At 70.3% G+C, this 24,092-nt stretch carries 18 protein-coding genes; 8 read left to right on the top strand and 10 right to left on the bottom strand.

All coding sequences use genetic code 11. The annotated features are described in order from the left end of the window. Nucleotides 1–25: 25 nt before the first annotated feature. The 5 genes from ACI2LP_RS19010 to ACI2LP_RS18990 form a co-directional block, all read right to left on the bottom strand. Nucleotides 26–1,603: a serine/threonine-protein kinase gene (locus ACI2LP_RS19010; protein ID WP_404725631.1), complete on the bottom strand. Its 1,578-nt coding sequence runs from the start codon at nucleotides 1,601–1,603 to the stop codon at nucleotides 26–28. A 29-nt stretch (nucleotides 1,604–1,632) separates the two neighbouring features. After that, the gene (locus ACI2LP_RS19005) at nucleotides 1,633–3,237 is read right to left on the bottom strand and encodes a serine/threonine-protein kinase (protein WP_404725630.1); all 1,605 of its coding nucleotides are present in this window, start codon (nucleotides 3,235–3,237) and stop codon (nucleotides 1,633–1,635) included. A gap of 112 nt (nucleotides 3,238–3,349) precedes the next feature. Then, nucleotides 3,350–6,013, bottom strand: a complete 2,664-nt coding sequence (locus ACI2LP_RS19000; protein ID WP_404725629.1) for a protein kinase — start codon at nucleotides 6,011–6,013, stop codon at nucleotides 3,350–3,352. A gap of 138 nt (nucleotides 6,014–6,151) precedes the next feature. Beyond that, complete coding sequence (locus ACI2LP_RS18995) at nucleotides 6,152–8,482, bottom strand: serine/threonine-protein kinase (RefSeq protein ID WP_404725628.1); 2,331 nt, start codon at nucleotides 8,480–8,482, stop codon at nucleotides 6,152–6,154. A gap of 227 nt (nucleotides 8,483–8,709) precedes the next feature. Next, nucleotides 8,710–10,416 carry a glycerol-3-phosphate dehydrogenase/oxidase gene (locus tag ACI2LP_RS18990; RefSeq protein WP_404725627.1) on the bottom strand — a complete coding sequence of 569 codons (1,707 nt, stop codon included), beginning with the start codon at nucleotides 10,414–10,416 and terminating at the stop codon, nucleotides 8,710–8,712. Nucleotides 10,417–10,646: 230 nt separating this feature from the next. On the opposite strand from ACI2LP_RS18990, the gene ACI2LP_RS18985 reads away from it, so the two are divergent. Together ACI2LP_RS18985 and ACI2LP_RS18980 are read left to right on the top strand one after the other, a co-directional pair. Then, on the top strand, nucleotides 10,647–11,987 hold the full coding sequence (locus ACI2LP_RS18985) for a nucleotide sugar dehydrogenase (protein ID WP_404725626.1): 1,341 nt from the start codon (nucleotides 10,647–10,649) through the stop codon (nucleotides 11,985–11,987). 113 nt (nucleotides 11,988–12,100) lie between these two features. Further along, on the top strand, nucleotides 12,101–12,598 hold the full coding sequence (locus ACI2LP_RS18980; protein ID WP_404725625.1) for a hypothetical protein: 498 nt from the start codon (nucleotides 12,101–12,103) through the stop codon (nucleotides 12,596–12,598). Between the two features lie 100 nt (nucleotides 12,599–12,698). On the opposite strand, the gene ACI2LP_RS18975 is transcribed toward ACI2LP_RS18980, so the two are convergent. The 4 genes from ACI2LP_RS18975 to ACI2LP_RS18960 form a co-directional block, all read right to left on the bottom strand. Continuing rightward, nucleotides 12,699–13,826, bottom strand: a complete 1,128-nt coding sequence (locus tag ACI2LP_RS18975) for a GuaB3 family IMP dehydrogenase-related protein (protein WP_404725624.1) — start codon at nucleotides 13,824–13,826, stop codon at nucleotides 12,699–12,701. Nucleotides 13,827–13,928: 102 nt separating this feature from the next. Continuing rightward, nucleotides 13,929–15,431, bottom strand: coding sequence for an IMP dehydrogenase (gene guaB, locus ACI2LP_RS18970; protein ID WP_404725623.1), 1,503 nt, complete (start codon nucleotides 15,429–15,431; stop codon nucleotides 13,929–13,931). A gap of 224 nt (nucleotides 15,432–15,655) precedes the next feature. Next, on the bottom strand, nucleotides 15,656–16,231 hold the full coding sequence (locus ACI2LP_RS18965; RefSeq protein ID WP_360884119.1) for a sigma-70 family RNA polymerase sigma factor: 576 nt from the start codon (nucleotides 16,229–16,231) through the stop codon (nucleotides 15,656–15,658). 254 nt (nucleotides 16,232–16,485) lie between these two features. Beyond that, nucleotides 16,486–17,097 (bottom strand): response regulator transcription factor, encoded by a 612-nt coding sequence (locus ACI2LP_RS18960; protein WP_003948568.1) that lies wholly within the window; start codon nucleotides 17,095–17,097, stop codon nucleotides 16,486–16,488. 431 nt (nucleotides 17,098–17,528) lie between these two features. Here ACI2LP_RS18960 and ACI2LP_RS18955 point away from each other — a divergent pair, with 431 nt between their 5' ends. After that, nucleotides 17,529–17,852 (top strand): WhiB family transcriptional regulator, encoded by a 324-nt coding sequence (locus tag ACI2LP_RS18955; protein ID WP_360884116.1) that lies wholly within the window; start codon nucleotides 17,529–17,531, stop codon nucleotides 17,850–17,852. 76 nt (nucleotides 17,853–17,928) lie between these two features. Here ACI2LP_RS18955 and ACI2LP_RS18950 read toward each other — a convergent pair whose 3' ends face one another. Continuing rightward, on the bottom strand, nucleotides 17,929–18,819 hold the full coding sequence (locus ACI2LP_RS18950) for a LysR family transcriptional regulator (RefSeq protein WP_404725622.1): 891 nt from the start codon (nucleotides 18,817–18,819) through the stop codon (nucleotides 17,929–17,931). A 79-nt stretch (nucleotides 18,820–18,898) separates the two neighbouring features. On the opposite strand from ACI2LP_RS18950, the gene ACI2LP_RS18945 reads away from it, so the two are divergent. From ACI2LP_RS18945 to ACI2LP_RS18925, 5 genes are all read left to right on the top strand, one after another. After that, nucleotides 18,899–19,567: an MOSC domain-containing protein gene (locus tag ACI2LP_RS18945; protein ID WP_404725621.1), complete on the top strand. Its 669-nt coding sequence runs from the start codon at nucleotides 18,899–18,901 to the stop codon at nucleotides 19,565–19,567. 93 nt (nucleotides 19,568–19,660) lie between these two features. Continuing rightward, nucleotides 19,661–21,172, top strand: coding sequence for a multicopper oxidase family protein (locus ACI2LP_RS18940; protein WP_404725620.1), 1,512 nt, complete (start codon nucleotides 19,661–19,663; stop codon nucleotides 21,170–21,172). 10 nt (nucleotides 21,173–21,182) lie between these two features. Beyond that, nucleotides 21,183–21,956 (top strand): SDR family NAD(P)-dependent oxidoreductase, encoded by a 774-nt coding sequence (locus ACI2LP_RS18935; protein ID WP_404725619.1) that lies wholly within the window; start codon nucleotides 21,183–21,185, stop codon nucleotides 21,954–21,956. 119 nt (nucleotides 21,957–22,075) lie between these two features. Then, complete coding sequence (locus ACI2LP_RS18930; protein ID WP_404725618.1) at nucleotides 22,076–23,107, top strand: hydroxyacid dehydrogenase; 1,032 nt, start codon at nucleotides 22,076–22,078, stop codon at nucleotides 23,105–23,107. Nucleotides 23,108–23,278: 171 nt separating this feature from the next. Further along, complete coding sequence (locus tag ACI2LP_RS18925) at nucleotides 23,279–23,974, top strand: ester cyclase (protein ID WP_404725617.1); 696 nt, start codon at nucleotides 23,279–23,281, stop codon at nucleotides 23,972–23,974. Nucleotides 23,975–24,092 lie beyond the last annotated feature (118 nt).

The raw sequence follows: 24,092 nt of genomic DNA, 5'->3' as shown, positions 1-24,092 counted from the left end.
CCGCGGAAGAGATCCTGCCCCCGCGTCACCTTTGAAGGGTGAAGGAGTCCAGCATGGTGTCGAAGTGCCGCCGCGCCTCGTCGGCCTTGCCGACCGGGGCGGACACCCAGACGTCGTACATCTTCCCGCCCTCGTCCCAGCAGATGTCGAACGTGTGCCGTGGCCCCTCCGCCGTGGAGAAACCGTCCCAGGTGAACTCCCACAGCGCGGCGGACAGTCCGTTGTGTGTGGTGGGGGTGACCTTGCCGGCGCGGTAGCCGGGGTTGGTGCTGGATCCGTCGGCGTCCGAGCGGCGCATCGTGCCGAGCGGCCCGTCGGTGGTGGCCGGCTGCACGCGTACGCCGATCCTGATGCCCTTGTCCGGCGCCATGTAGTAGACGCGCTTGTCGTCCTCGGAACGGAGGAAGCCCTCGGGGACGGTAAGCACGAAACCATCCGGGTCCGCGACAGTGAGATAGCCCTCGGGCGCCTTGGGCCTGGCGGCCGTTGGGGCGGTGACGGTCACGGTGGGGGTGGGCTTCGCGTCCGCGGCCGGTGACTGTGCCGTACGGATCGACGGCGTGCTGCTCACGGTCGGATGCACCGATGTCGCCGTGTTCCCTCCGTCGTCGCCGAGCAGAACCACAGCCGCCCCTCCCGCTCCGGCGAGGGCGGCCACCAGGGCGGCCGTGACCAGCAACGGCGTACGCCTGTTACGGGCGGGCGTGGGAGGGGGCGGTGCCGCGGTCACACTCGGCGTGTCCTGCCTCGTGGGGGTGTGACGCAGGGGAACCGCGCCCGTTGTGACGTACGTACGCAGCAGTTCCTCCGCCTGCGTCGCGCCCAGCCGACTTTTTGAATCCCGTTCGAGGAGGCCCAGCACGACCGGCAGCAGCGGCGCGGCCTGCGCGGGCGGACGGATCTCGTCCTCGACGACCGCGTGCAGAATGCCGCCCAACGAGTCCCGGCGGAACGGTGATTCACCGCTCACCGCCGCGCACAGCAGCACCCCCAGCGACCACAGATCCGACTCGGGCCCCGCCGTGACGCCCTGCATCCGCTCCGGCGCGGTGTACTCGGGCGATCCCACGAACGACCCCGAATCGGTGATCGTCGTGGACCCGGCGAGCTGTGCGATGCCGAAGTCCGTCAGCACGACCCGCCCGGTGGACTCCTCGATCAGTACGTTGGCGGGCTTCAGATCACGGTGCAGCACCCCGAGCTCGTGCGCGGCCCGCAGCGCGCCGAGCAGTGCAAGCCCGATACGCGCCGCCTCCGCCACATCGACGGGACCACGGCGCGCGATCCGCTCGGCCAGCGAGCCGCCGTCGACCAGCTCCATGACGATGTACGGAAGTCCGTCGTCGACGACCACGTCATGGACGACGATCACATGCGGATGCTTGACCCGGGCGACGGCACGGGCCTCGCGCAGCGGTGCAGCCGTCGAGGTGTACGGGGACGCGTTGCGCCCGCCCCGTGCATCCTCCGGATGGAGCTCCTTGACGGCCACGCGACGACCCAGCAACTCGTCGTCCGCGCGCCAGACGGTGCCCATGCCCCCGCGCCCCAGCCGGTCCAGGAGCCGGTAGCGGCCCGCGATCAGCCGCGTTTCCTCGGACACGCAACTCCCTCTCGATCAGCCTTCGTCCATCATGCCGGAGGCCGCCAGCCACGGAGCATGGTGTCGAACTGCGCGCGGGTCGTCGCCCAGTCATCGGCCGGACCCGACATGTACAGGGCGTACTCCGTGCCGTTGTCCTCGTCGTACATCTGGTCAATGGCCCGCCGCGGACCGGGGAAGGTCTTCTTCTCGGTCCAGGTGAACTCCCAGAGCGCGGAGTTCGTCTGGTCGCGGTAGGTGTTGGGCCCCAGCTTCAGCCTCTTGTACTGGGGAAGCCGCTTCTCGAGGCTCTTCTCCATGTCCAGCATGTGCATGTACGGATTCTCGAAGTCGGGCGACGTGTTGCTGCTGATCCGGATGCGGTGGCGGCCGTTGTCGGGTGTGTAGTCGATCTGGTCGCCGTCCGTCTGGCGCGTCCAGCCCTCCGGTACCCAGAGGGTGAAGCCCTCCGGGTCCTCCACGCGACGCCAGCCGTCCGGCACGCCCGAGGACTGCCCCGGCTGCTTCGTCGACTGGTTGCCGGTGGGCGCTGCGCCATCGTTGTCGCCGCGCGCGTATTTCATGGCCGCGAAGCCCGCGCCGACGCCGACGACGGCCGCGAGGACGACGACGAGCGCCACCCGGCGCAGCCGGCCACTGCGCCTGGGCCTCGGGGCAGGGGCCGGGTCGGGACCGACGGCGGGTACCGGAACGTGCGGCGTCGGAGTCGGCGTCGGCAGCTGAGTGGTCTGGGGCCGGGTGTGCCCCTGAGTGGTCCGCTGGGGCGGCACCGGCGCATTCCGCGGCGCTGCCCGGCGCTCTCCCATCGCTTCCGCCAGCATCTGCTCGGCCTCGGCTGCCGACGGGCGGGCAGCGGGGTCCTTGCGCAGCAGCGCCATGATGACGGGCGCCAGCGGGCCCGCGTTGTCGGGGTGGCGGGGCTCCTCGCCCACGACGGCCTGCATGCTGGACAGCGGCGACGAGCGCCGGAACGGCGACTCACCCTCCACCGCCGTGTACAGCGTCGCGCCCAGCGACCACAGGTCGGAGGCGGGCCCGGGATCGCCGCCGCGCACCCGCTCGGGGGCCAAGTAGTCGATGGACCCGACGATTTCGCCGGTCCTGGTGATGGTCGCGTCGCCCTCTATCGCGGCGATCCCGAAGTCCGTGATGAGCGCCCGGCCGTCCCGGTTGAGCAGTACGTTCGCGGGCTTGACGTCCCGGTGGAGCACCCCTGCGGCGTGCGCGGCGCCCAGCGCGCGCAGCACATGGAGTCCGATACGGGCGGCTTCGGTGGCGGGTATGCGCCCGGACTCCTTGGCCGCGTCGGCGAGCGAGGGCCCGTCGACGTACTGCATGACGATCCAGGGCCGGTCGTCGTGTTCGAGCACATCATGGACGGTGACGACGCCGGGGTGGCTGATCCGGGCCGCAGCCCGGGCCTCCTTCTGGGTGCGGGCGTGCAGGACGATCCGGTCGGCCTCGGAGACATAACGCCCGGCGGTCAGCTCTTTGACCGCGACGATCCGGTGCAGCACCTCGTCGTGTGCGCGCCAGACCTTGCCCATGCCACCGCTGCCGATGGTCTCGCTCAGCCGGTACCGCCCGGCGAGCAGTAGACCTGCTCCGGTGCTCTGACTCTGAGAATGTTCCACGTCCCCCGCCCAGTTCCTTGGGATGACAGGTTACGGAGGGGATGTACGGGCGCGGAACCCCGGATGCCTCAAGTGACCTCGCCGTGATGCTAGCGCCTGGCGTGGTGGACGGTCAGCGGGTGGTGCGGTAGGCGGTCGTGGCTTCCCGGTAGACCTCCGTCACCTTGTCGCGCTGATCCTCCGGGCCGAGCACCTGGATGACGTGGTAGTTGCCGCCGACGATCAGGACGAGATTGCGCACGAACACCTCACGGCCGCTGCTGTCCTGCCAGGTGAACTGGCCCTCGGCCATGGCCTGCTGCCCGACGTCGATGCGCCGCAGCCCGGAGGCCCCGGCCCAGGAGGAGTTCCGCCACGGCTGCAGCTCGCGCTCCTTGTCGCGCTGGTACGTCAGCGGGTCGTTGCCGTTCGCTTTCACAGTGTCCCGGCCGGGGACCACGATCAGTGTGAAATCTCCGTCGGTGTAACGGACTTGGCCTATGTCGTTGATGGGGCGGCGCTGCCAGGTCTTGTCCACAGCTGTCTCAAAACCTTCCGGGTCCTTCCGCAATGTGTAGCCATAGGGGAGGTTTCCGGCAGGGGCAGAGGTCTGGGGCTGCTGGGCGCCGGGGCTGGTGGCCGGGGCGGTGGGCTTGTTGGTGTCCGGGGCGGTACGGGAAGGGCTCGCGCCGGCGGCCGGCGGACGCCCACCGTTCCTGCCCTGGGACTCCTCACGCTGCTGCGGCTGGGACTTCGGCATGAAGACCACGGCATACGCCACGGCTGCGACCAGGAGCAGCAGTATCAGCAGGAGGAGGACCCGGCCCAGCGAGCGCGGCCCGCGCCGCTCGCGCCCGGCCTTCTTGTGGCGGTGGCGGCCGTGCACGACCTCGGCCGAGCCGCGGCGCTTGCGCACGAGCTCCCCACGGCGGCGTACGACAGGCAGCCGGGAGCCGTCGACCGCACCCGAGGGGACCGGCACGACATCCATCCCGGCCTCGGGCTCGGGCGCGGACCGCACGAGCGAACGCAGCCAGCCGCGCAGCTCCTCGAAGTCCGGGCGTTCCGTGGGGTCCTGACGCAGCAGCGACTCGACGACGGGGCGCAGCGGCCCGCACTCCTCGGCGAAGGCGGGCGGCTCGGCGCAGACGAGCTGGACCAGCTCGACGGCGCTCTCCTCGGGGTACGGGGCATGGCCCTGCACGGCCCGGAACAGTAGCGCGCCCAGTGCCCAGAGGTCGGTGGCGGGTCCGACGGGGGCGGCCAACTGCCAGTTCTCGTGGACGGGTCCGGCCTGCTCGGGGGCCCACCGCTCGGTGACGGCCCCCACGACGGCGATGCGCGCCTGCCGAGCCCGCTCGGCGGCGAGGGGCGTGGCGGGTCCGCGGTACGCGGGCGCGGTGCTGCCCGCGACGATCTCGTCCCACCGCCCGCTGGGCGCCTGGGCACTGGCCACGACGGGCTGCCGCCGGGAATCGGCCCGCAGGGCTTCCCGGGCGGTCCCACCCTGACTGCCGGCGGGCGGCACACTGCCGGTCCGGGAACTGGTGCGCGCACCGGGGAGGGCAGGGCGGGCGCCGTACGGATCGTTGTCCGCCCGGGCGGCGCGTGCGGGGCCGGGGAGTGCGGGGCGGGCGCTGTACGGCAGTTCGGCGGCAGGTGGGCCGCCTGCGGAGCCGCCGCCGCCCGCGGGCGTGGCGCCGCTGCCGGTCGGGCCGGTGCCGCTGCCCGCCGGGATGGGGCCCGGGCCGTCCTGGGCCGGAAAGGGGCCGTCGTGCCATGTCCCGGCCAGTCTGGCGCGGCCGGGGCCGGACCAGCCGTCGCCCTCGTCCACGTCGTCGATCTCGTCGTCGATCTCGTCATCGTCGATGCCGAGGTCCGGGCCCGGTTCGCCCGGGCGCCTGGCCCACCAGTCCGGGTCGAAGCCGACCTGAACCGGACGGTCGCCCTCGCGCTGGTCCTCGCTGACCCGCGCCGCGGCCCGCGCGCCCGCGCGGTACGCCGCGATCGCGCCCGCCCGGGCGGCCCGGACGTCCGGCGCGCCGGTCCCGGGGCCCGGCAACGCGGCCCGTGCGCCGGGCGAAGCCCCGTACGGACCGTCGTGGTCCGGATCCGCGTATGTCTCCGCCTCCACAGGCGACGGCTCTTCCGACAACGGCTCTTCCGACGGCCCCGGCACCCCCGCCGACTCGTCCGGAGGACCCGGCACCGGCGCGTATCCGCACAGCGCCTCCTCCGCCGCGCCCGACGCCAGTCCGGTCAGGACCACCCGCCCGTCGTCGCAGACGAGCACCGTACGGGTGGTGATGTTCCGGTGGGTCCAGCCGTGCGCATGCAGCACCCGCAGCGCGGTGAGGACGTCGGAGGCGATCTCGGCCGCCCGGTACGGGCTGAGCGGCCTCTCCGCCAGCAGCGCTGCAAGCGGCCGCGCGGCGACGCGTTCGCTCACTATCCAGAGCGAACCGGCCTCCGCGAAGACGTCGAAGACCTGGTCCAGGCGCGGGTGGTCGGGAATCTGCGCGGCCGCCTGCGCGGCCTCGACGGCGCGCCGCACCGCCGGGTCCGTGGGCCGCCGCGTCGTGCGCCCCTGGGTCCGGCGCGGCACCGCCGCACCCGCCAGGCCGTCCGCGTCGACGACCTCCGCCTCCACCACCTCCGGCAACGGCACCTGCCGCACCAGGACTTCCTGCCCGCTGTATGTGTCGAACGCCCGGGTCTCGACCAGTTCGTACTCGTCCGAGGGCGGCAGCGGCAGGCGGTAGCGGTCGGCGAGCACCCTTCCCGCATAGTCGTCCACGTCGCCTCCCCACAAGCGCGCTGTCCCCCGGCCGGTCCCGAGGCCCGTAACAAACCGTCAATTCCGGTCGTTTGACGGCTTCTTACGACCTCTTGCGGCTGCGTACCGTCCGCGGGCTCTCACGATACGTGGCCTTGCTCAGTCCTTGGGCTTGAATGTGGCGAACGCCGTCCTGCGCAAGGTCTCGCACTCCGTGCTCTGCCACTCGCTCGCCTTGCAGGTGATCATGATCGCGTAGCCGCGCTCGTCGTCCACCTTGAAGCCCCTGTTGAGCACCCGTACCCGCTCGCCGCCCTGATTGCGCTCGAACTTCCAGTCGGCAACGGTCGGATAGCCGTTGTACCTGACCCTTGCGATACTCAGTTGCTTGAAGCCGTCGCTGCTGGCGCGGGTCCCGGCGACCGCAGCGCTCCAGGCGGCGGCCGCGTCGTCCTTGGGACTGTCGCCGAAGTCGACCTGGATGCGCGGGAAGCCGCCGTTGAGGCTGAATATCCCGCCGGAGTTCTCGCCGGCCGTTCCGGTGAGGTGGAAGCCCTTGGGCATGGCCATGGAGAAGTGGAACTGGTCGTTGGAGACCATCACATACCCGGGGGGCACAGCGATCCCGCCCGCGGCGTCGTCGGTCTTGGGCTTCCCGGACGGCTGCCCACCCTTGCCGCCGGTGTTCCCGCTGCCGCCCTGGCCGGTACCGGTACCGGTGCCCTTGCCGTCGGCCTTGCCCTTGTCCTTGGTCTTGCCGTTGTTGCCGCCCGTGGCTCCGGCCGAAGTCGTCCTGTCGCCCTTGGTCCTGTTCTGGCTGCCCTTGCCGTCACCCAGCGTCAGGACGAGCACGGTGATCAGTACGGCGAGCGCGGCGACGACAGCGATGATCACCAGGGTGCGCCGGGGCACCACATCGGTGAGCGGCGCGCGCACCGGCTCAGGCCGCGCGGCGGACGGCGTGGGCGCGGGCGTGGGCTGCGGCGTCTTCGACTCCGGCTTGGCAGCCGCGGCGGCGGCAGCGTTGCGTACGGAGCGCAGCGCACCGCGCACCCGGTCGGCGGCGGGGTCCTTCGCCCTCGCCTCCGGCGGCGCGGGTGGCAGCGGCGGCAGCCCGATGACCCGGGTGGCATCCGCCGGCGGCTCGGGCTCCACGGGCCGCTCGGGCGCCTCGGGTGCGTGCAGCACATCGGTGAGCAAGGCCCGCGCGCCCGCATCATCGAGCCGCTGCGCGGGATCCTTGGCAAGGAGGCCATAGATGACCTCCTCCAGCGGGCCCGCGTTCTTCGGCGGGTCGAGCGGCTCGGTCATCACGGCGGTCAGCGTCGCGATCGCCGAGCCCTTGTCGTACGGAGGGCAGCCCTCGACGCTCGCGTACAGCAGCCCGCCGAGCGACCAGAGGTCGGCGGCCGGTCCGGGCTTGTGGCCACGGGCGCGCTCGGGCGAGATGTACGAGGGGGCACCGACGAGCATGCCGGTCGAGGTGATCGACGGGTCACCCTCGACCTGAGCGATGCCGAAGTCGGTGAGCACGACGCGTCCGTCCTCGGCGATGAGCACATTGGACGGCTTCACATCGCGGTGCAGGATGCCCTCGCGATGCGCGGACCGCAGTACGTCGAGAATGGCGAGCCCGACCTCGGCGGCCCGTCGCGGCGTCAGCGTGCCGTCCTCGCGCACGGCTTCGGCGAGCGACTTGCCCTCGACGAGTTCCATGACGATCCACGGGCGGTCGTCCTCGTCGACGACGTCGTAGACCGTGACCGCACTGTTGTTGCGGATCCGGGCGATCGCCTTGGCCTCGCGCAGCGTACGTGTGATGAGCCGGCGCTTCTCGTCCTCGTCGATGCTGTTGGGGAAGCGCAGCTCCTTCACGGCGACGGTACGGCCGAGGGTCTCGTCGACGGCCCGCCAGACGGTGCCCATGCCGCCGCGTCCGAGCACCCCGCCGAGCCGATACCGCCCGGCGAGCAACCGGCCCTCGGCATCCGCCTTGCCTGCATCCGCCTTGCCCACGCCGGCTTTGGCCGCACCCGCCGTGGCCGCACCCGCCTTGCCGTCACGGCCGACCTCGCCCGCACCCGCCGTGACCGCACCCGCCTTGCCGTCACGGCCGACCTCGCCCGCACCCGCCGTGGCCGCACCCGCCGTGGCCGCGCCGGCCTTGCCGCGCCCGGCACCCGCCGCGTCACCCTGTGCAGTACCCGTACCGGAGTCCTTCGCAGACGCCTGCCCCGACGCGTCGGCGGCCAACTTCTTTGCTCCGGCCGACTCCCGCCGCCCGGAGCCCGGTTCGGCGCCGCTCTCGGATCCCGTCGCCTTGGCCGACTCCGACCCCGTCGCCCCGGCCGGCTCGGCACCCCCGCCCGACGCCGGCTCGGACCCCGGATCCGGCGTGCCCCCGGCCGCTTCCGACGCCAACTCCTGCCGCTCCCGCGGCTCTTCGGCCGTGTCCCGCTGGGGCTCCCGCGACTGCTCAGCCTCCGACATGCGTCCCCTCTGCGATCCCTGATCTTCGCCCCGCGCCTGCCGCTTCCCGCGCGATGCGGTAACCCGCCCTGGCAGAGCCTCCATTGTCCCTCACTCCGGGACCGGCGCTGCTCCCGGGTCCGCCCTCCGTCGGGACGGGCCGGGAGGTTGGGACCACCCACCATGCCACTACTCTGGGTAAAGCTCACCGCCTCGCTGGTCGGGGCCCTGTGCGGGCGCCGTCGGGATCAGATCGGCACGATGTCCGGCGCCCCCAGGCGTGCCGCGTCCGCAGTCAGATCGTCCGGCTGCCGCTGCGACTCGCGCTCCGCCTCCACACGCTTCTCGTAGTGCTCCACCTCCTTCTCGATCTGCTCCTTGTCCCACCCCAGCACGGGCGCCATCAGCTCCGCGCACTCGCGCGCACTGCGCGTCCCGCGGTCGAAGGTCTCGATCGAGATCCGGGTCCGCCGGGTCAGTACGTCGTCCAAGTGCCGCGCCCCTTCGTGCGATGCGGCGTAGACGATCTCGGCCCGCAGATAGTCGTCCGCATGGGCCAGCGGCTCACCGAGCGCCGGGTCGTCGGCGATCAGCGCCAGCAGCTCCTCGGCCAGCGAGCCGTACCGGTTCAACAGGTGTTCCACGCGGACCGCATGAAGCCCCGTCCGCGCCGCGATCCTCGCCCGCGCGTTCCACAGCGCCGCGTAGCCCTCGGCGCCGACCAGTGGCACGTTCTCCGTGACGCACGCGGCCACCCGCTGGTCGAGACCGTGCACGGCCTCGTCCACCGCGTCCTTCGCCATCACTCGGTACGTCGTGTACTTGCCGCCCGCCACGACCACCAGGCCCGGCACCGGATGCGCGACCGTGTGCTCGCGCGACAGCTTGCTGGTCGCGTCCGACTCCCCGGCGAGCAACGGCCGCAGCCCCGCATACACCCCCTCGACGTCGTCCCGGGTCAGCGGCACCGCCAGCACCGAGTTCACGTGCTCCAGCAGATAGTCGATGTCGGCGCTGGAGGCGGCCGGATGCGCCTTGTCGAGGTCCCAGTCGGTGTCCGTCGTCCCCACGATCCAGTGCCTGCCCCAGGGAATGACGAACAGCACCGACTTCTCGGTCCGCAGGATCAGTCCGGTCGTCGAGTGGATCCGGTCTTTGGGCACCACCAGATGGATTCCCTTGGACGCACGCACATGGAACTGCCCGCGCTCCCCGATCAGCGCCTGGGTGTCGTCCGTCCACACCCCGGTCGCATTGACGACCTGTTTGGCCCGGATCTCGTACTCCCCGCCGGCCTCCACGTCCTGCACCCGGGCCCCTACGACCCGCTCTCCCTCCCTCAGAAAGCCGATCACACGGGCCCGGCTTGCCACTTGGGCCCCATAGCTCGCGGCCGTCCGCACCAGCGTCGCCACATAGCGCGCGTCGTCCATCTGGGCGTCGTAGTACTGCAGGGCCCCGACCAGCGCGTCCTTCTTCAGTGCGGGTGCGACCCGCAGCGCCTGCCGCCGCGACAGATGGCGGTGGACGGGCAGCCCGCGCCCGTGGCCCGAGGACACCGACATTGCGTCGTACAGTGCGACGCCCGATCCGGCGTACAGCCGCTCCCAGCCCTTGTGCTGCAGGGGATACAAGAACGGCACCGGTTTCACCAGGTGGGGCGCCAGCCGTTCCAGCAGCAGCCCGCGCTCCTTCAGCGCCTCCCTCACGAGCGCGAAGTCCAGCATCTCCAGATAGCGCAGCCCGCCGTGGATCAGCTTGCTCGACCTGCTCGATGTGCCGGAGGCCCAGTCACGCGCCTCGACAAGTCCGGTGGAGAGCCCTCGTGTCGCGGCGTCCAGCGCGGTCCCTGCTCCGACCACGCCCGCGCCCACCACCAGCACGTCCAGTTCACGCTCGGCCATCCCGGCGAGCGCTTCTGCACGCTCCTCGGGTCCCAGTGTCGCTGTCCTCACTGCTGCCTCCCGTCGCCCCCGTACGGCCCCTGCAGTCGGGCTCACAACGTCGATTCTGTCCGCAGTCGACGACTTCAGCCACCGCCTGTGGATAACACTCGGACAGCCACAAGCTCGCAATGCGGCATATCGGTCATATTTACGCCTAGTCTGACATTGCGCGTGCCCGTTCTGCCCACAGGGCTTGCGCTTTCTGCCCCCTCCGGTTAAGGGAAGGACGGGCCAACGCCATGCCCGCAGATCTCGCCGTCATCGGACTCGGTCATCTCGGCCTGCCCCTCGCCCAGGCCGCCGTTGCCGCCGGCATCGAGACCATCGGCTACGACACCGACCCGCGCCAGCTCGCCGAACCGGCAGCGGGCCGCACCCCGGCCGATGTCCGCCGCATGCTCTCCTCCGGCTTTCGGACCGTCACCGACGCGGCCGAGCTCGGCCGGGTCCGCACCGCCGCCATCTGCGCCCCCACCCCCCTCCGCGGCGACGGCGCCCTGGACCTGTCGGCACTCGCCGAGGCCGCCAGGGCACTCGCCTCGCGGCTGCGCCCGCACACCACCGTGCTGCTCGAGTCGGCCGTACAGCCCGGCACCACCGAGAACTTCCTCCGCCCGATCCTTGAACAAGGTTCGGGTCTGCGTGCCGGGCGGGACTTCCATCTCGCGTACTCGCCCAGCCGCGTCGACCCGGGCAGCCGCACCCACGGCTACGCCAACACCCCCAAGGTCATCGGCGGCCTCACCCCCGCCTGCACCGAATCGGCCGCCGCCTTCTACGGCCGCCTCACCGACAAGGTGGTCCGCGCCCGCGGACCCCGCGAGGCCGAGACCGTCAAAGTCCTCGAAACGAACTTCCGGCACGTCAACATTGCCCTGGTCAACGAGATGGCGGTGCTCTGCCACGACCTCGGGGTCGACCTCTGGGACGTCATCCGCTGTGCCGAGACCAAGCCCTTCGGCTTCCAGGCCTTCCGCCCCGGGCCCGGCGTCGGCGGCCACGGCGTCCCCCTGGACCCGAGCGACCCGAGGAACCCGGGCGACCCGGGCAACCTGAGCGACCTGGGACACCCGAGGGACTCCAGGGACTCGGGCGTCCCAGGTGCCCTGGATGTCCCAGGCGTCGTCCCGCACACCGGCCGCGCCCCCGGTCACCCGCTGCGGATGGTCGGCCTCGCGCAGGAGATCAACTCCCGGATGCCGCGGTACGTCATCCAGCGCTGCGCCACCCTCCTCAACGAGCACGGCAAATCGGTCCGCGGCGCACGCGTGCTGCTCCTGGGCATCACCTACAAGCCGGACCTCCCCGACCTGGAGCGCTCCCCCGCGACCGAGGTCGCCCGCCGTCTGATGGATCTGGGCGCGGCCGTCAGCTACCACGACCCGTACGTCCCCGACTGGCGTGTGCGCGACGTTCCCGTCCCCCGAGCGGACTCTCTTTACGAGGCCGCGGCCAACGCGGATCTGACGGTGCTGCTCCAGCATCACCGCACGTACGACCTCCAAGGTCTGGCGGTCAAGGCACAGCTCCTCCTCGACACAAGGGGTGCCACCCCGGCCGGCGCGGCGCACCGCCTCTGAAGTCTCCCCAACGGCTTCATAACTGAGTGCCGCGCTGTCGGACCGGACTGCTAGTCTCCGGGACCTCCGCTCGCACTCTCGTGCGACGCATCCGTCCCTGGGGGGATTTCCACATGAGCCAGCCCGTTCCACCGCCGTCCGGCAACCCGTTCGCCGGCGCGCCCGGCGCCGACGCCCCGTACGCCCCGACCCCGCCGCCGGCCCCGGTCCGCGACAACATCGGACTCGGCCTGGTGGCCGCCGTCGTCGCCGCCCTGGTCGCCGCAGGCGCGTACGGCGCCATCGGCGGTGCCATCGAGCGCGAGATCGGCTACGCGGCCATCGGCGTCGGCTTCCTCGTCGGCTTCGCCGCTGCCAAGGTCGGCGGCCGCAACCCGGCCCTGCCCGTCATCAGCGCGGCGCTCGCGCTCGGCGCCGTGTATCTGGGCCAGCTGGTCGCCATCGCGGTCATCTTCACGAAGTTGGGCGACCTCTCCTTCACGGAGTACTTCTTCAACCACTTCGGCGACCTGACCAAGGTGTGGAAGGAAGCGGCGGACTTCATGTCCTACGTCTTCCTCGCCATCGGCGCGGTCGCCGCGTTCGCCGGCGCCAAGAAGGCCAACGACTGATCCACGCAAGCGAAGGGCCCCGCACCACCCGGTGCGGGGCCCTTCTGCGTACGACCCGTGCGAGACGTACCAGCCGTACGGACTACAGACCGGACGACCGTCAGCGGCGGTGCTGCGAGTCCGCCACCGTCACCTCGACGCGCTGGAACTCCTTGAGCTCGCTGTAGCCCGTCGTCGCCATGGCCCGCCGCAGCGCGCCGAAGAAGTTCATCGACCCGTCGGGGCTGTGCGAGGGACCGGTGAGTACCTCCTCGGTCGTACCCACGATGCCCAGGTCCACCAGCTTGCCGCGCGGCACGTCCTCGTGGACCGCCTCCATGCCCCAGTGGTGGCCGCGCCCCGGCGCGTCCGTCGCCCGGGCCAGCGGGGAGCCGATCATCACCGCGTCCGCGCCGCACGCGATCGCCTTGGGCAGGTCGCCCGACCAGCCCACGCCGCCGTCCGCGATGACGTGCACATAGCGGCCGCCGGACTCGTCCATGTAGTCCCGGCGGGCCGCGGCCACATCGGCCACCGCCGTCGCCATCGGGACCTGGATGCCCAGGACGTTGCGCGTGGTGTGCGCGGCCCCGCCGCCGAAGCCGACCAGCACGCCCGCGGCGCCCGTACGCATCAGGTGCAGCGCGGCCGTGTAGGTGGCGCAGCCGCCCACGATCACCGGCACATCGAGCTCGTAGATGAACTGCTTCAGGTTCAGCGGCTCGGCCGCGCCCGAGACATGCTCGGCCGAGACCGTCGTACCGCGGATGACGAAGATGTCCACACCGGCGTCCACGACGGCCTTGGAGAACTGCGCGGTGCGCTGCGGCGAGAGCGCGGCGGCCGTCACCACACCCGAGTCGCGCACCTCCTTGATGCGCTGGCCGATCAGCTCCTCCTTGATCGGAGCGGCGTAGATCTCCTGCAGACGGCGGGTCGCCGCGGTCTCGTCCATCTCGTCGGCGATCTCGTCGAGCAGCGGCTGCGGGTCCTCGTACCGGGTCCACAGACCCTCGAGGTTCAGCACGCCGAGACCGCCCATCTCACCGATGCGGATCGCGGTCCCCGGGGAGACCACCGAGTCCATCGGAGCGGCCAGGAAGGGCAGCTCGAAGCGGTAGGCGTCGATCTGCCAGGCGATCGAGACCTCCTTCGGGTCCCGGGTGCGCCGGCTCGGTACCACGGCGATGTCATCGAACGCGTACGCCCGGCGGCCGCGCTTGCCGCGCCCGATCTCGATCTCAGTCACGATGTGTGGCCTTTCCCTCTACGTCTGCCGCTCCAGTATCCCCGACACATGCGGGAGGGGCGGCCCCGGGAATTCCGGAACCGCCCCTCACCGGGGAGCGCGTTACTTCCTGCTGTAGTTCGGCGCCTCGACCGTCATCTGGATGTCGTGCGGGTGGCTCTCCTTGAGCCCCGCCGAGGTGATCCGCACAAACCGGCCGCGGTCCTGCAGCTCCGGCACCGTCCGGCCGCCGACGTAGAACATCGACTGGCGCAGACCGCCGGTCAGCTGGTGCACGACCGCGGAGAGCGGACCCCGGTAGGGCACCTGGCCCTCGATGCCCTCGGGGACCAGCTTCTCGTCGGAGGCGACGCCCTCCTGGAAGTACCGGTCCTTGGAGAAGGAGCGCTGCTCGCCGCGGGTCTGCATCGCGCCCAGCGAGCCCATGCCGCGGTAGGACTTGAACTGCTTGCCGTTGATGAAGAGCAGCTCGCCCGGCGACTCCTCGCAGCCCGCGAGCAGCGAGCCGAGCATCACCGTGTCCGCGCCCGCGACCAGCGCCTTCGCGATGTCGCCGGAGTACTGCAGACCACCGTCGCCAATCACCGGGACGCCGGCCGCCTTGGCGGCGAGCGAGGCTTCGTAGATCGCCGTCACCTGCGGTACGCCGATGCCGGCGACCACGCGGGTCGTACAGATGGAGCCCGGGCCCACCCCGACCTTGATGCCGTCCACACCGGCGTCGATCAGCGCCTGCGCGCCGTCGCGGGTGGCGATGTTGCCGCCGATGACGTCCACGCCGGAGGAGTTCGACTTGATCTTGGCGACCATGTCGCCGACCAGCTTGGAGTGGCCGTGGGCGGTGTCGACGACGATGAAGTCGACGCCCGCCTCGATCAGCGCCTGGGCCCGCTCGAAGGCGTCGCCGGCGACGCCGACGGCCGCGCCGACCAGCAGCCGCCCGTCCTTGTCCTTGGCGGCCATCGGGTACTTCTCGGCCTTGACGAAGTCCTTGACCGTGATCAGGCCCTTGAGCACACCGGCCTCGTCGACCAGCGGAAGCTTCTCGATCTTGTGCCGGCGCAGCAGCTCCATGGCGTCCACACCGGAGATCCCGACCTTGCCGGTGACCAGCGGCATCGGTGTCATGACCTCGCGCACCTGGCGCGAGCGGTCCGACTCGAAGGCCATGTCGCGGTTGGTGACGATGCCGAGCAGCTTGCCGCCGCGGTCGGTGACCGGGACGCCGCTGATACGGAACTTCGCGCAGAGCTGGTCGGCCTCGGCGAGCGTCGCGTCGGGGTTCACCGTGATCGGGTCGGTGACCATGCCGGACTCGGAGCGCTTGACCAGGTCTACCTGGTTCGCCTGGTCGGCGATGGAGAGATTGCGGTGCAGCACACCGGCGCCGCCCTGCCGGGCCATCGCGATGGCCATCCGGGCCTCGGTGACCTTGTCCATGGCGGCGGACAGCAGCGGGATATTCACCCGTACGTTCTTCGAGATGTACGAGGAGGTGTCGATCTGGTCGGGCGCCATGTCCGAGGCACCTGGCAGCAGCAGCACATCGTCGTAGGTCAGCCCGAGTGTCGCGAATTTATCGGGCACTCCGTCGACGTTGGTCATGACACCTTCCCCAAATGGCCTTGATCGGTGCGGATGTCCATGCTAACGGGCTCGGAAGCCGTCTCATTCCACGATCAAGATCAGCGAGCAGCTTTGTGTGTTCATACGTGCGCGAGGTGCCGTACGACTCACTGCTGCACGACTCAGTGCCGTGCGAGGGTCTGCCGCGCAGTTCACTGCCGCACAGCTCGCTGCCATGCGGCTCACTGCTGGGCCAGTACGGGTCACTGCTCGGCCAGTGCGCGCAGCCGGCTGAGCGCCCGGTGCTGTGCCACCCGCACCGCCCCGGGGGACATGCCCAGCATCTGCCCGGTCTCCTCGGCCGTCAGCCCCACCGCGACCCGCAGCACCAGCAGCTCGCGCTGGTTCTCCGGGAGGTTGGCGAGGAGCTTCTTGGCCCACTCGGCGTCATCGCTGAGCAGCGCGCGCTCCTCGGGACCGAGGGAGTCGTCGGGCCGCTCGGGCATCTCGTCCGACGGCACGGCCGTCGATCCCGGATGCCGCATGGCGGCCCGCTGAAGATCGGCGACCTTGTGCGACGCGATGGCGAACACGAAGGCCTCGAAGGGCCGTCCCGTGTCCCGGTACCGCGGCAACGCCATCAGCACCGCGACACAGACCTCCTGTGCGAGGTCCTCCACGAAATGGCGCGCGTCACCCGGCAGCCGGCTGAGCCGGGTGCGGCAGTAGCGCAACGCGAGCGGATGGACGTGCGCGAGGAGATCGTGCGTTGCCTGCTCGTCGCCATCGACGGCACGGTGAACGAGTGCACCGATCACCGTGGGCTCGTCGTTGCGCATCGGTCCATGGTGCCTTGGCGGCTGAGAATCCGTGGCACCGCGTCCAATGTTGTGCACCGAAGCGTTATGAGCAGGTGCGCCGGAACTCATCTCCTGCGCCCTCCTCTTCCGCTCGACCGACTTGTCCCCGAGGAACTCCACTCCTCAAGGATGCGGCATCGCGGGGGAAACGGATGCCTTCGGCCATCCGTCGTCCCGCCCACCCGACGGCGGGCGGGGTCCGGCACTCCCCCGCGGCGAACCACTCGTATGGCCTAGCGGACCAGGCCCCAGCGGAATCCGAGCGCCACCGCGTGCGCCCGGTCCGAGGCTCCGAGTTTCTTGAAGAGCCGCCTGGCGTGCGTCTTCACGGTGTCCTCGGAGAGGAAGAGCTCGCGGCCGATCTCGGCGTTGGACCTGCCGTGGCTCATGCCCTCGAGCACCTGGATCTCACGAGCGGTGAGGGTCGGCGCGGCGCCCATCTCGGCCGAGCGCAGCCGCCGCGGGGCGAGCCGCCACGTCGGGTCGGCGAGGGCCTGCGTGACCGTCGCGCGCAGCTCGGCGCGCGAGGCGTCCTTGTGCAGATAGCCGCGGGCACCGGCGGCGACCGCGAGCGCGACGCCGTCCAGGTCCTCCGCGACGGTGAGCATGATGATCCGGGCGCCCGGGTCCGCGGACAGCAGCCGCCGGACGGTCTCGACACCGCCGAGACCGGGCATGCGTACGTCCATCAGAATCAGGTCCGAGCGGTCCGCGCCCCAGCGGCGGAGGACTTCCTCGCCGTTGGCCGCGGTCGTCACGCGCTCGACGCCGGGCACGGTGGCAACCGCGCGGCGGAGCGCCTCTCGGGCAAGCGGGGAGTCGTCGCAGACGAGGACGGATGTCATGGCCGCCCTCCGCAGCTGATGCGCGTCACCTTGAGCCTCCAGGCTGGGTACGTTTCGTCACCTGTGCGGTTGAACGCTCTCGGACATGTGCCCTAGCGCTTGTTCTTTCAACCGCCTCCGCACTCTCAACGACGGTCACTCGAAAGAGTTACGGGTCGGACTCCCGCCTTCAGCACTCTATGTGAGGGGGCGTGCGCAGAGGAGAGCACCGCAGGTCATGAGCCCTTCACCCGGAAGGTCTGCCCCATTTAGCGCCTTTTCTTCCCTTTTTGTAGTGTCTGTAGCTAGATTCGCAATGAGTCATATTTACATCTACTTACATAGTAGATGTACGGTCGTGAGGCACGTGCGGGTGCCGGACCCGGCTCGTAGCCCGCTCGTGTGCGACCTGACCTGTATCCACTCAGCACGGTTTCAAGGGGACATGCGCTATGGCAGATTTCTCCCGCCTTCCCGGACCCAACGCCGATTTGTGGGACTGGCAGCTCCTCGCAGCTTGCCGTGGGGTGGACAGCTCTCTCTTCTTCCACCCCGAGGGCGAGCGGGGTGCCGCACGGAGTGCGCGCGAGAACTCGGCAAAAGAGGTCTGCATGAGGTGCCCGGTCCGCGCGGAGTGCGCGGCGCACGCGCTGGCGGTGCGGGAGCCGTACGGCGTGTGGGGCGGACTGACGGAGGACGAGCGCGAGGAGCTGATGGGGCGTGCACGGCATCGCCTGATCCCGGCCACCAGCGTGGGAGGCGTGACGCGGAACTGACACCCGCGGTTCGAAGGACATTCGAAGAAACGATCCTGCACCACCCCCGCCCGGGCTTCGGACGGGGGTGGCCGGGTCAGCGGGGTGCGGCCAGGCTCAGCTGGTGGAGCGTGGCCGCGACCGCCGGGACCTGAGCCAGGTCCGGCAGTGTGAGCGCCACGATCTCGCGCTCGACGGACGGCTCGACGGTCACGGTGCGTGCACCCCCCAGCCGTACGGACTCCATCGCCAGCTCGGGCAGCACAGCGACGCCGAGACCCGCGCCCACCAGGCCGATCACCGCCGGGTAGTCGTCGGTGGCGAAGTCGATCCTGGGCGTGAAGCCGGCCTCCTCGCAGACCTCCACGAGGTGGTGGCGGCAGCGTGGGCAGCCCGCGATCCAGGACTCGTCGGCGAGATCGCCGATGGCGACGGCCTGTGAACCGGCCAGCCGGTGCCCGTCCGGGACCAGTCCGACAAGGCGGTCGGTGAGCAGAGGGCGGACGATCAGGTCGTCCCACTCCGCGGCCGTCCCGCCGTACCGGAAGGCGAGCGCCACATCGCAGTCGCCCTCCCGCAGCATCTCGACCGAGCGCGGCGGCTCGGCCTCCACGAGCGAGACCCGGGTGCCCGGGTGGGCCGCGCGCAGGGCGGCGAGCGCGCTCGGTACCAGCGTGGAGCTGCCGCTGGGGAAGGACACAAGGCGCACCCGGCCGGCCCGCAGACCGGCGATGGCCGCGATCTCCTCCTCGGCGGCGGTCAGCCCGGCGAGGATGCCGGCGGCGTGGCGTACGAGTGCTTCCCCCGCCTGGGTCAGTCGCATCTCACGGCCCGTACGGATCAGCAGCGGGGTGCCCGCGGACGCTTCGAGCGCCTTCATCTGCTGACTGACGGCGGGCTGCGTACAGCCGAGGCGGCGCGCCGCTGCGGAGAAGGAGCCGGTGGCGGCGACCGCGCGCAGGACTCGGAGATGACGGGCTTCGATCACCCTTTGAATATAAGGGGCCCTTGGAGGCGAAGCCAATTATTGGCTGGATCGTTTGAGAGAGGGCGGTTAGCGTGAGTCCATGAAGCTTCTGACCGTGAATGTGGGCCGGCCCAAGGTCGTCGAGTACACCGACACTCCGGGCCGTACGACCGGTATCGACAAACAGCCGGTCGACGGGGCCGTACGGGTGACGGACCCGGGCCCCAAGGGCGAGGCGGGCGGCGGGGTGGCGGGCGACACGGTCTGCGATCTGCGGCACCACGGCGGCACCGACCAGGCGGTGTACGCGTTCGCCCGCGAGGATCTCGACTTCTGGGAGCGGGAGTTGGGGCGGCCGATCGCCAACGGCGCGTTCGGCGAGAACCTCACCACGAGCGGGCTCGATGTGAGCGGCGCGAGGATCGGCGAGCGCTGGCGGATCGGCGACACGCTGGTGCTGGAGGTGACGAGCGGCCGCATTCCGTGTCGTACGTTCGCCGGCTGGCTGGGCGAGAAGGGCTGGGTCAAGCGCTTCACGCAGCAGGGCGCGCCAGGCGCGTATCTGCGGGTCATCGAGCCGGGCGAGATCCGCGCGGGTGACGCGATCGAGATCGTGCACCGGCCGGATCACGAGGTGACGGTCCACATGGCGTTCCGGTCCGAGACCACCGAGCGGACGCTGCTGCCCCAGGTGCTGACGGCGGGCGAGGCGCTCCACCCCGAGCTGCTCAAGGCCGCACGCGACTACGTCGCGAAGCAGACCTCATAGGGGAAATCCCTTAGTTGGTAAGGGATTTGATTCGGGGACGGCCTGGGGGCCGTCCCCGATGTAGCCACGAGCGCCCCCCGGGACGCTCGTTGTATGTCTCGCTTGAAGCGCGTCCTCATCATTCTCACGACGGTCGTGGTCGTCATCGGCCTCGCACTCGGCGGTGGCGTTCTGTATCTCTACTCCGACGCCGAGGTCTCCACGGTCGGTACCGAGTTCCGCAGCGAGCTGGCCGTGCCGCCACTGGCGAAGTCGACGGTGAAGCGCGACGGAACCCGGCTCTTCGAACTGACCATGCAGGCGGGCCAGAAGAAGTTCCGAGCCGGGAAACAGACACCCACCTGGGGCTTCAACGGCGACTTCCTCGGGCCGACGCTGCGGGCGAAACGCGGCGAGAAGGTCCAGGTGAAGATCAAGAACACGCTGGGTGAGGCATCCACCGTGCACTGGCACGGCATGCATCTGCCCGCGAAGATGGACGGCGGTCCGCATCAGATGGTCGCCCCGGGCGGGACCTTCAGCCCGCACTGGACGGTGAACCAGCCCGCGGCAACGCTCTGGTACCACCCGCATCCGCACGGCAGGACGGAGCAGCATGTCCAGCGGGGTCTCGCCGGGATGTTTCTCCTTGACGACGACAAGTCGGCGCGGCTCGCGCTGCCCAGGACATACGGAGTCGACGATCTGCCGGTCATCGTCCAGGACGTCCGTTTCAACGGGGCGAAGTTCGACCACGGCCACCAGATCCTGCGGGACACCGGCTTTCTGGGCGACCGGACGATGGTCAACGGCACGCTCGATCCGTACAAGGTGGTCGGCGACGAACTTCTGCGGCTGCGGCTGCTCAACGCATCGACCGCCCGCATATACGACTTCGGGTTCTCCGACGACCGGCAGTTCGCGCTGATCGGGACGGACGGCGGGCTGCTCGGGAAGCCGGCCGGGACGAACCGGATACAGCTCTCCCCCGGCGAACGGGCCGAGATCGTGGTGCGGATGAAGCCCGGCGAACGGACCGTGCTGCGCAGCTTCCCGCACACCAGTTACGGGGACGGCTGGCAGGGGCGCTTCGGCGGCGGGGACGACAGCTTCGATGTGCTTCAGCTGCGGGCCGCGACGACGCTGCGGCCCTCGCCCCCACTCGCCGGCGAACTGGGCACGCTGGAGGTGCCCGACGGATCGGACTCGGTGCGCGAACGGTTCTTCGGTCTGGTGACGACCGGCATCAACGGCAAGAAGATGAAGATGGACCGGATCGACGAGACGGTCGTCCGGGGCACCGCCGAGACCTGGACCGTACGCAACGAACACGGCACCCCGCACAACTTCCACGTCCACGATGTGCAGTTCCGGGTCCTGGAGGTGGACGGCAAGGAGCCGCCGCCCGAGCTGCGCGGGGCGAAGGACACGGTCTTCGTGCCCCCGTTCAAGACGGTCAAGCTCGCGATGCGCTTCGAGGGCCCGGCGGACCCGGAGACTCCGTATATGTACCACTGTCATCTCCTGTACCACGAGGACCTGGGGATGATGGGTCAGTTCGTGGTGGTCGAGAAGGGCCAGCAGGCAGGCAAGGTGCGTACACCGCACTCACACTCGGGGCACTAACGTGCCGCCTATGACGACTGCACTGATTACGGGAGCGACCGCGGGGATCGGTGCCGCGTTCGCGCGGCGGCTCGCGGCAGAGGGACACAACCTGGTGCTGGTGGCCCGCGACACCAAGCGGCTGCAGGAGCAGGCCACCGAACTGCACGACCGGCACGGCATCGAGGCGGAGGTGCTGACCGCCGACCTCGCTCAGGACGACGGGATCGAGGCGGTCGAGCGGCGGCTCGCCGACCGGAAGAACGCGGTGGATCTGCTGGTCAACAACGCCGGGTTCGGGAACAAGGGGCGCTTCCTGGAAGTGTCCATGGCCGACGAGCTGACGATGCTGAAGGTGCACTGCGAGGCGGTGCTGCGGCTCACCTCGGCGGCGGCCGGGGCGATGCGCGAGCGTGGCCGCGGCGGTGTGGTGAATGTGGCGTCGGTGGCCGCGTTCGTGCCGCGCGGGACGTACGGCGCATCGAAGGCATGGGTCGTGCAGTTCACGCAGGGAGCCGCGCGGGATCTGGCGGGGTCGGGGGTACGGCTGATGGCGCTCTGCCCCGGCTTCGTACGCACCGAGTTCCATCAGCGGGCCGGGATGGGGACGGACAACATCCCGGGGTGGATGTGGCTGGACGCGGACAAGCTGGTTTCGACAGCGTTGTCCGACCTGGCGCGCGGAAAGACTCTGTCGATCCCGGACCCGCGGTACAAGGTGCTGATGGGTGTGGTGAAACTGGCGCCGCGGGGGCTGCTGGGCGGAGTCAGCTCGAAGGCCGGTCGCAAGTACGGACCTCAGTAGAAGAGACCTGCTGGCAGCGGAGGAGACCCTCTGGCGCTCCCGCGATTCACCTTCTGGTCCATCGGACTACCCCAGCGCCGACCGACCCCGAGCGACGTATGAGGAGCACGAGTTCCAGCATGCACCCCGCCGCTGACAATCGCCGCCCCACCGTCCTGCTCTCCATGGGCCCTGGCGTCGCCGAGCGCCTGTTCGCCGACCACCACCGAACCCGGCTCTGCGCACTCGCCCGCACCGACCCGCAGCTGATCGCCCACGACCTGGCGGCCCCGACACCCGAAGTCGCCGCCGCGCTCGCCGCCGCCGACGTACTGATGACCTGCTGGGGCGCTCCCCCGCTCACCGCCGAAGTCCTTGATGCCGCTCCCAGGTTGCGGGCGGTCGTGCACGCCGCAGGGTCCGTCAGGCATCACATCACCGAGGCGTGCTGGGAGCGCGGCATCGCCGTGACCTCGGCCGCCGCCGCCAACGCCCTGCCCGTGGCCGAGTACACGCTCGCGGCGATCCTCTTCGCGGGCAAGCAGGTGCTTCGCTCGGCACAGCGCTACGGGCAACTGCGCACCGGCCACGACTGGAGCCGCGAGCTCGCCTCCGCCGGCAACTACCGCCGCGCCGTGGGAATCGTCGGCGCGTCGCGGATCGGCCGCCGCGTCATCGAGCTGTTGCGGCCGTTCGATGCCGAGGTGCTGCTGTACGACCCGTACGTCACCCCCGCCGAGGCGGCCGGACTCGGCGTCGCCCTCACCGGTCTTGACGAGCTCTGCGGCCGCAGCCACATCGTCACGGTCCACGCTCCGCAGCTGGCGACAACGCGCCATATGATCGACGCCCGCCTGCTGGCGCTGATGCCGGACGGGGGGACCCTGATCAACACCTCGCGCGGCTCGCTGATCGACGAGGAAGCGCTGCTGCCGGAGCTGGTTTCGGGCCGGCTGCACGCCGTACTCGATGTCACCGACCCCGAAGTCCCACCCGCCGACTCGCCGTTGTACACCCTCCCCAACGTCCTGCTGACTCCGCACATCGCGGGCTCGCTCGGCAATGAACTGCACCGGATGACGGACCGGGCCCTCGACGAACTGGAGCGGTACGCGAAGGGGCTGCCCTTCATGGACCCGGTCCTGGCGGCGACGCGGCACCTGTCCGCCTAGGGCGACAGCGCGCCGCCCGGCCCGGTCCGAGCTCCGGTCCCGCCCGGTCCGGGCCTCAGCTTCACTCGCCGCCCGCCGCGGGGCGGAGGGGACATCGCACGCACTCAGACCGCGTAAAAAACGGTATTCATCACTAAAATGGACGTATCCCCCACCCCTCCGGGAGGCGCCATGAAATTCGTGCAGATAGTCGACTACAAGACCGCGCAGTACGACAGCGTGGACAAGCTCATGGACAAGTGGGTCGAACAGACGAAGGGCAAGCGGACCGCCACACACACCGTCACCGGCAAGGACCGCTCCGACGGCTCCCACTATGTCGAGATCGTCGAATTTCCGTCGTACGAAGAGGCGATGAAGAACTCCCACCTTCCGGAGACCGACCGGATCTTCCAGGACATGGTGGCGCTGTGCGACGGGATGCCCTCGTTCACCGACCTCGACGTGGTTCGCGAGGAGCAGCTGAACACGGCAACCGCCCGCCGCTTCTTCCACGAGATAGCCGCCGGAGGCAATCTCGACGCCCTCCCAGAGGTGTTCGCGGCCGACTACCGCGACCACGACATCATGAAGGAGGAGGACACCGTCGTAGGGATCGACGTTATTCGCAACGACGTCACCATGTGGCGCAACGGCTTCGACTTCACCTTCGATCTCGACAGGCAGGTGTCCGAGGGTGACGACGTCGTGACGTTGTGGACCTGGACGGGGCGGCACAAGGGCGACTTCATGGGCATCGCCCCCACCGGCAAGCAGTGCACCATGACCGGCACCACCGTCTTCCACTTCGAGGACGGGAAGATCCAGGAAGGCTGGTGGCACTTCGACGCCATGCGCCTGATGAAGCAGCTCGGCGCGATGGGCTAGCAGGACGGACCACGGCCGAACGCCGAAGGCCCCCGTTCCCGCAGCGCGGCGGGAACGGGGGCCTTCACACGTCCTACGACGTCGTCGGTGACGGCGTCCGTGACCGTGTCAGTGGCTG

Source organism: Streptomyces sp. NPDC019890 (assembly GCF_044903445.1).
In the GTDB taxonomy this organism is placed as follows: domain Bacteria; phylum Actinomycetota; class Actinomycetes; order Streptomycetales; family Streptomycetaceae; genus Streptomyces.
Note: the sequence above shows the minus strand (reverse complement) of the source record. Positions and strands in the feature narration are given on the sequence as shown.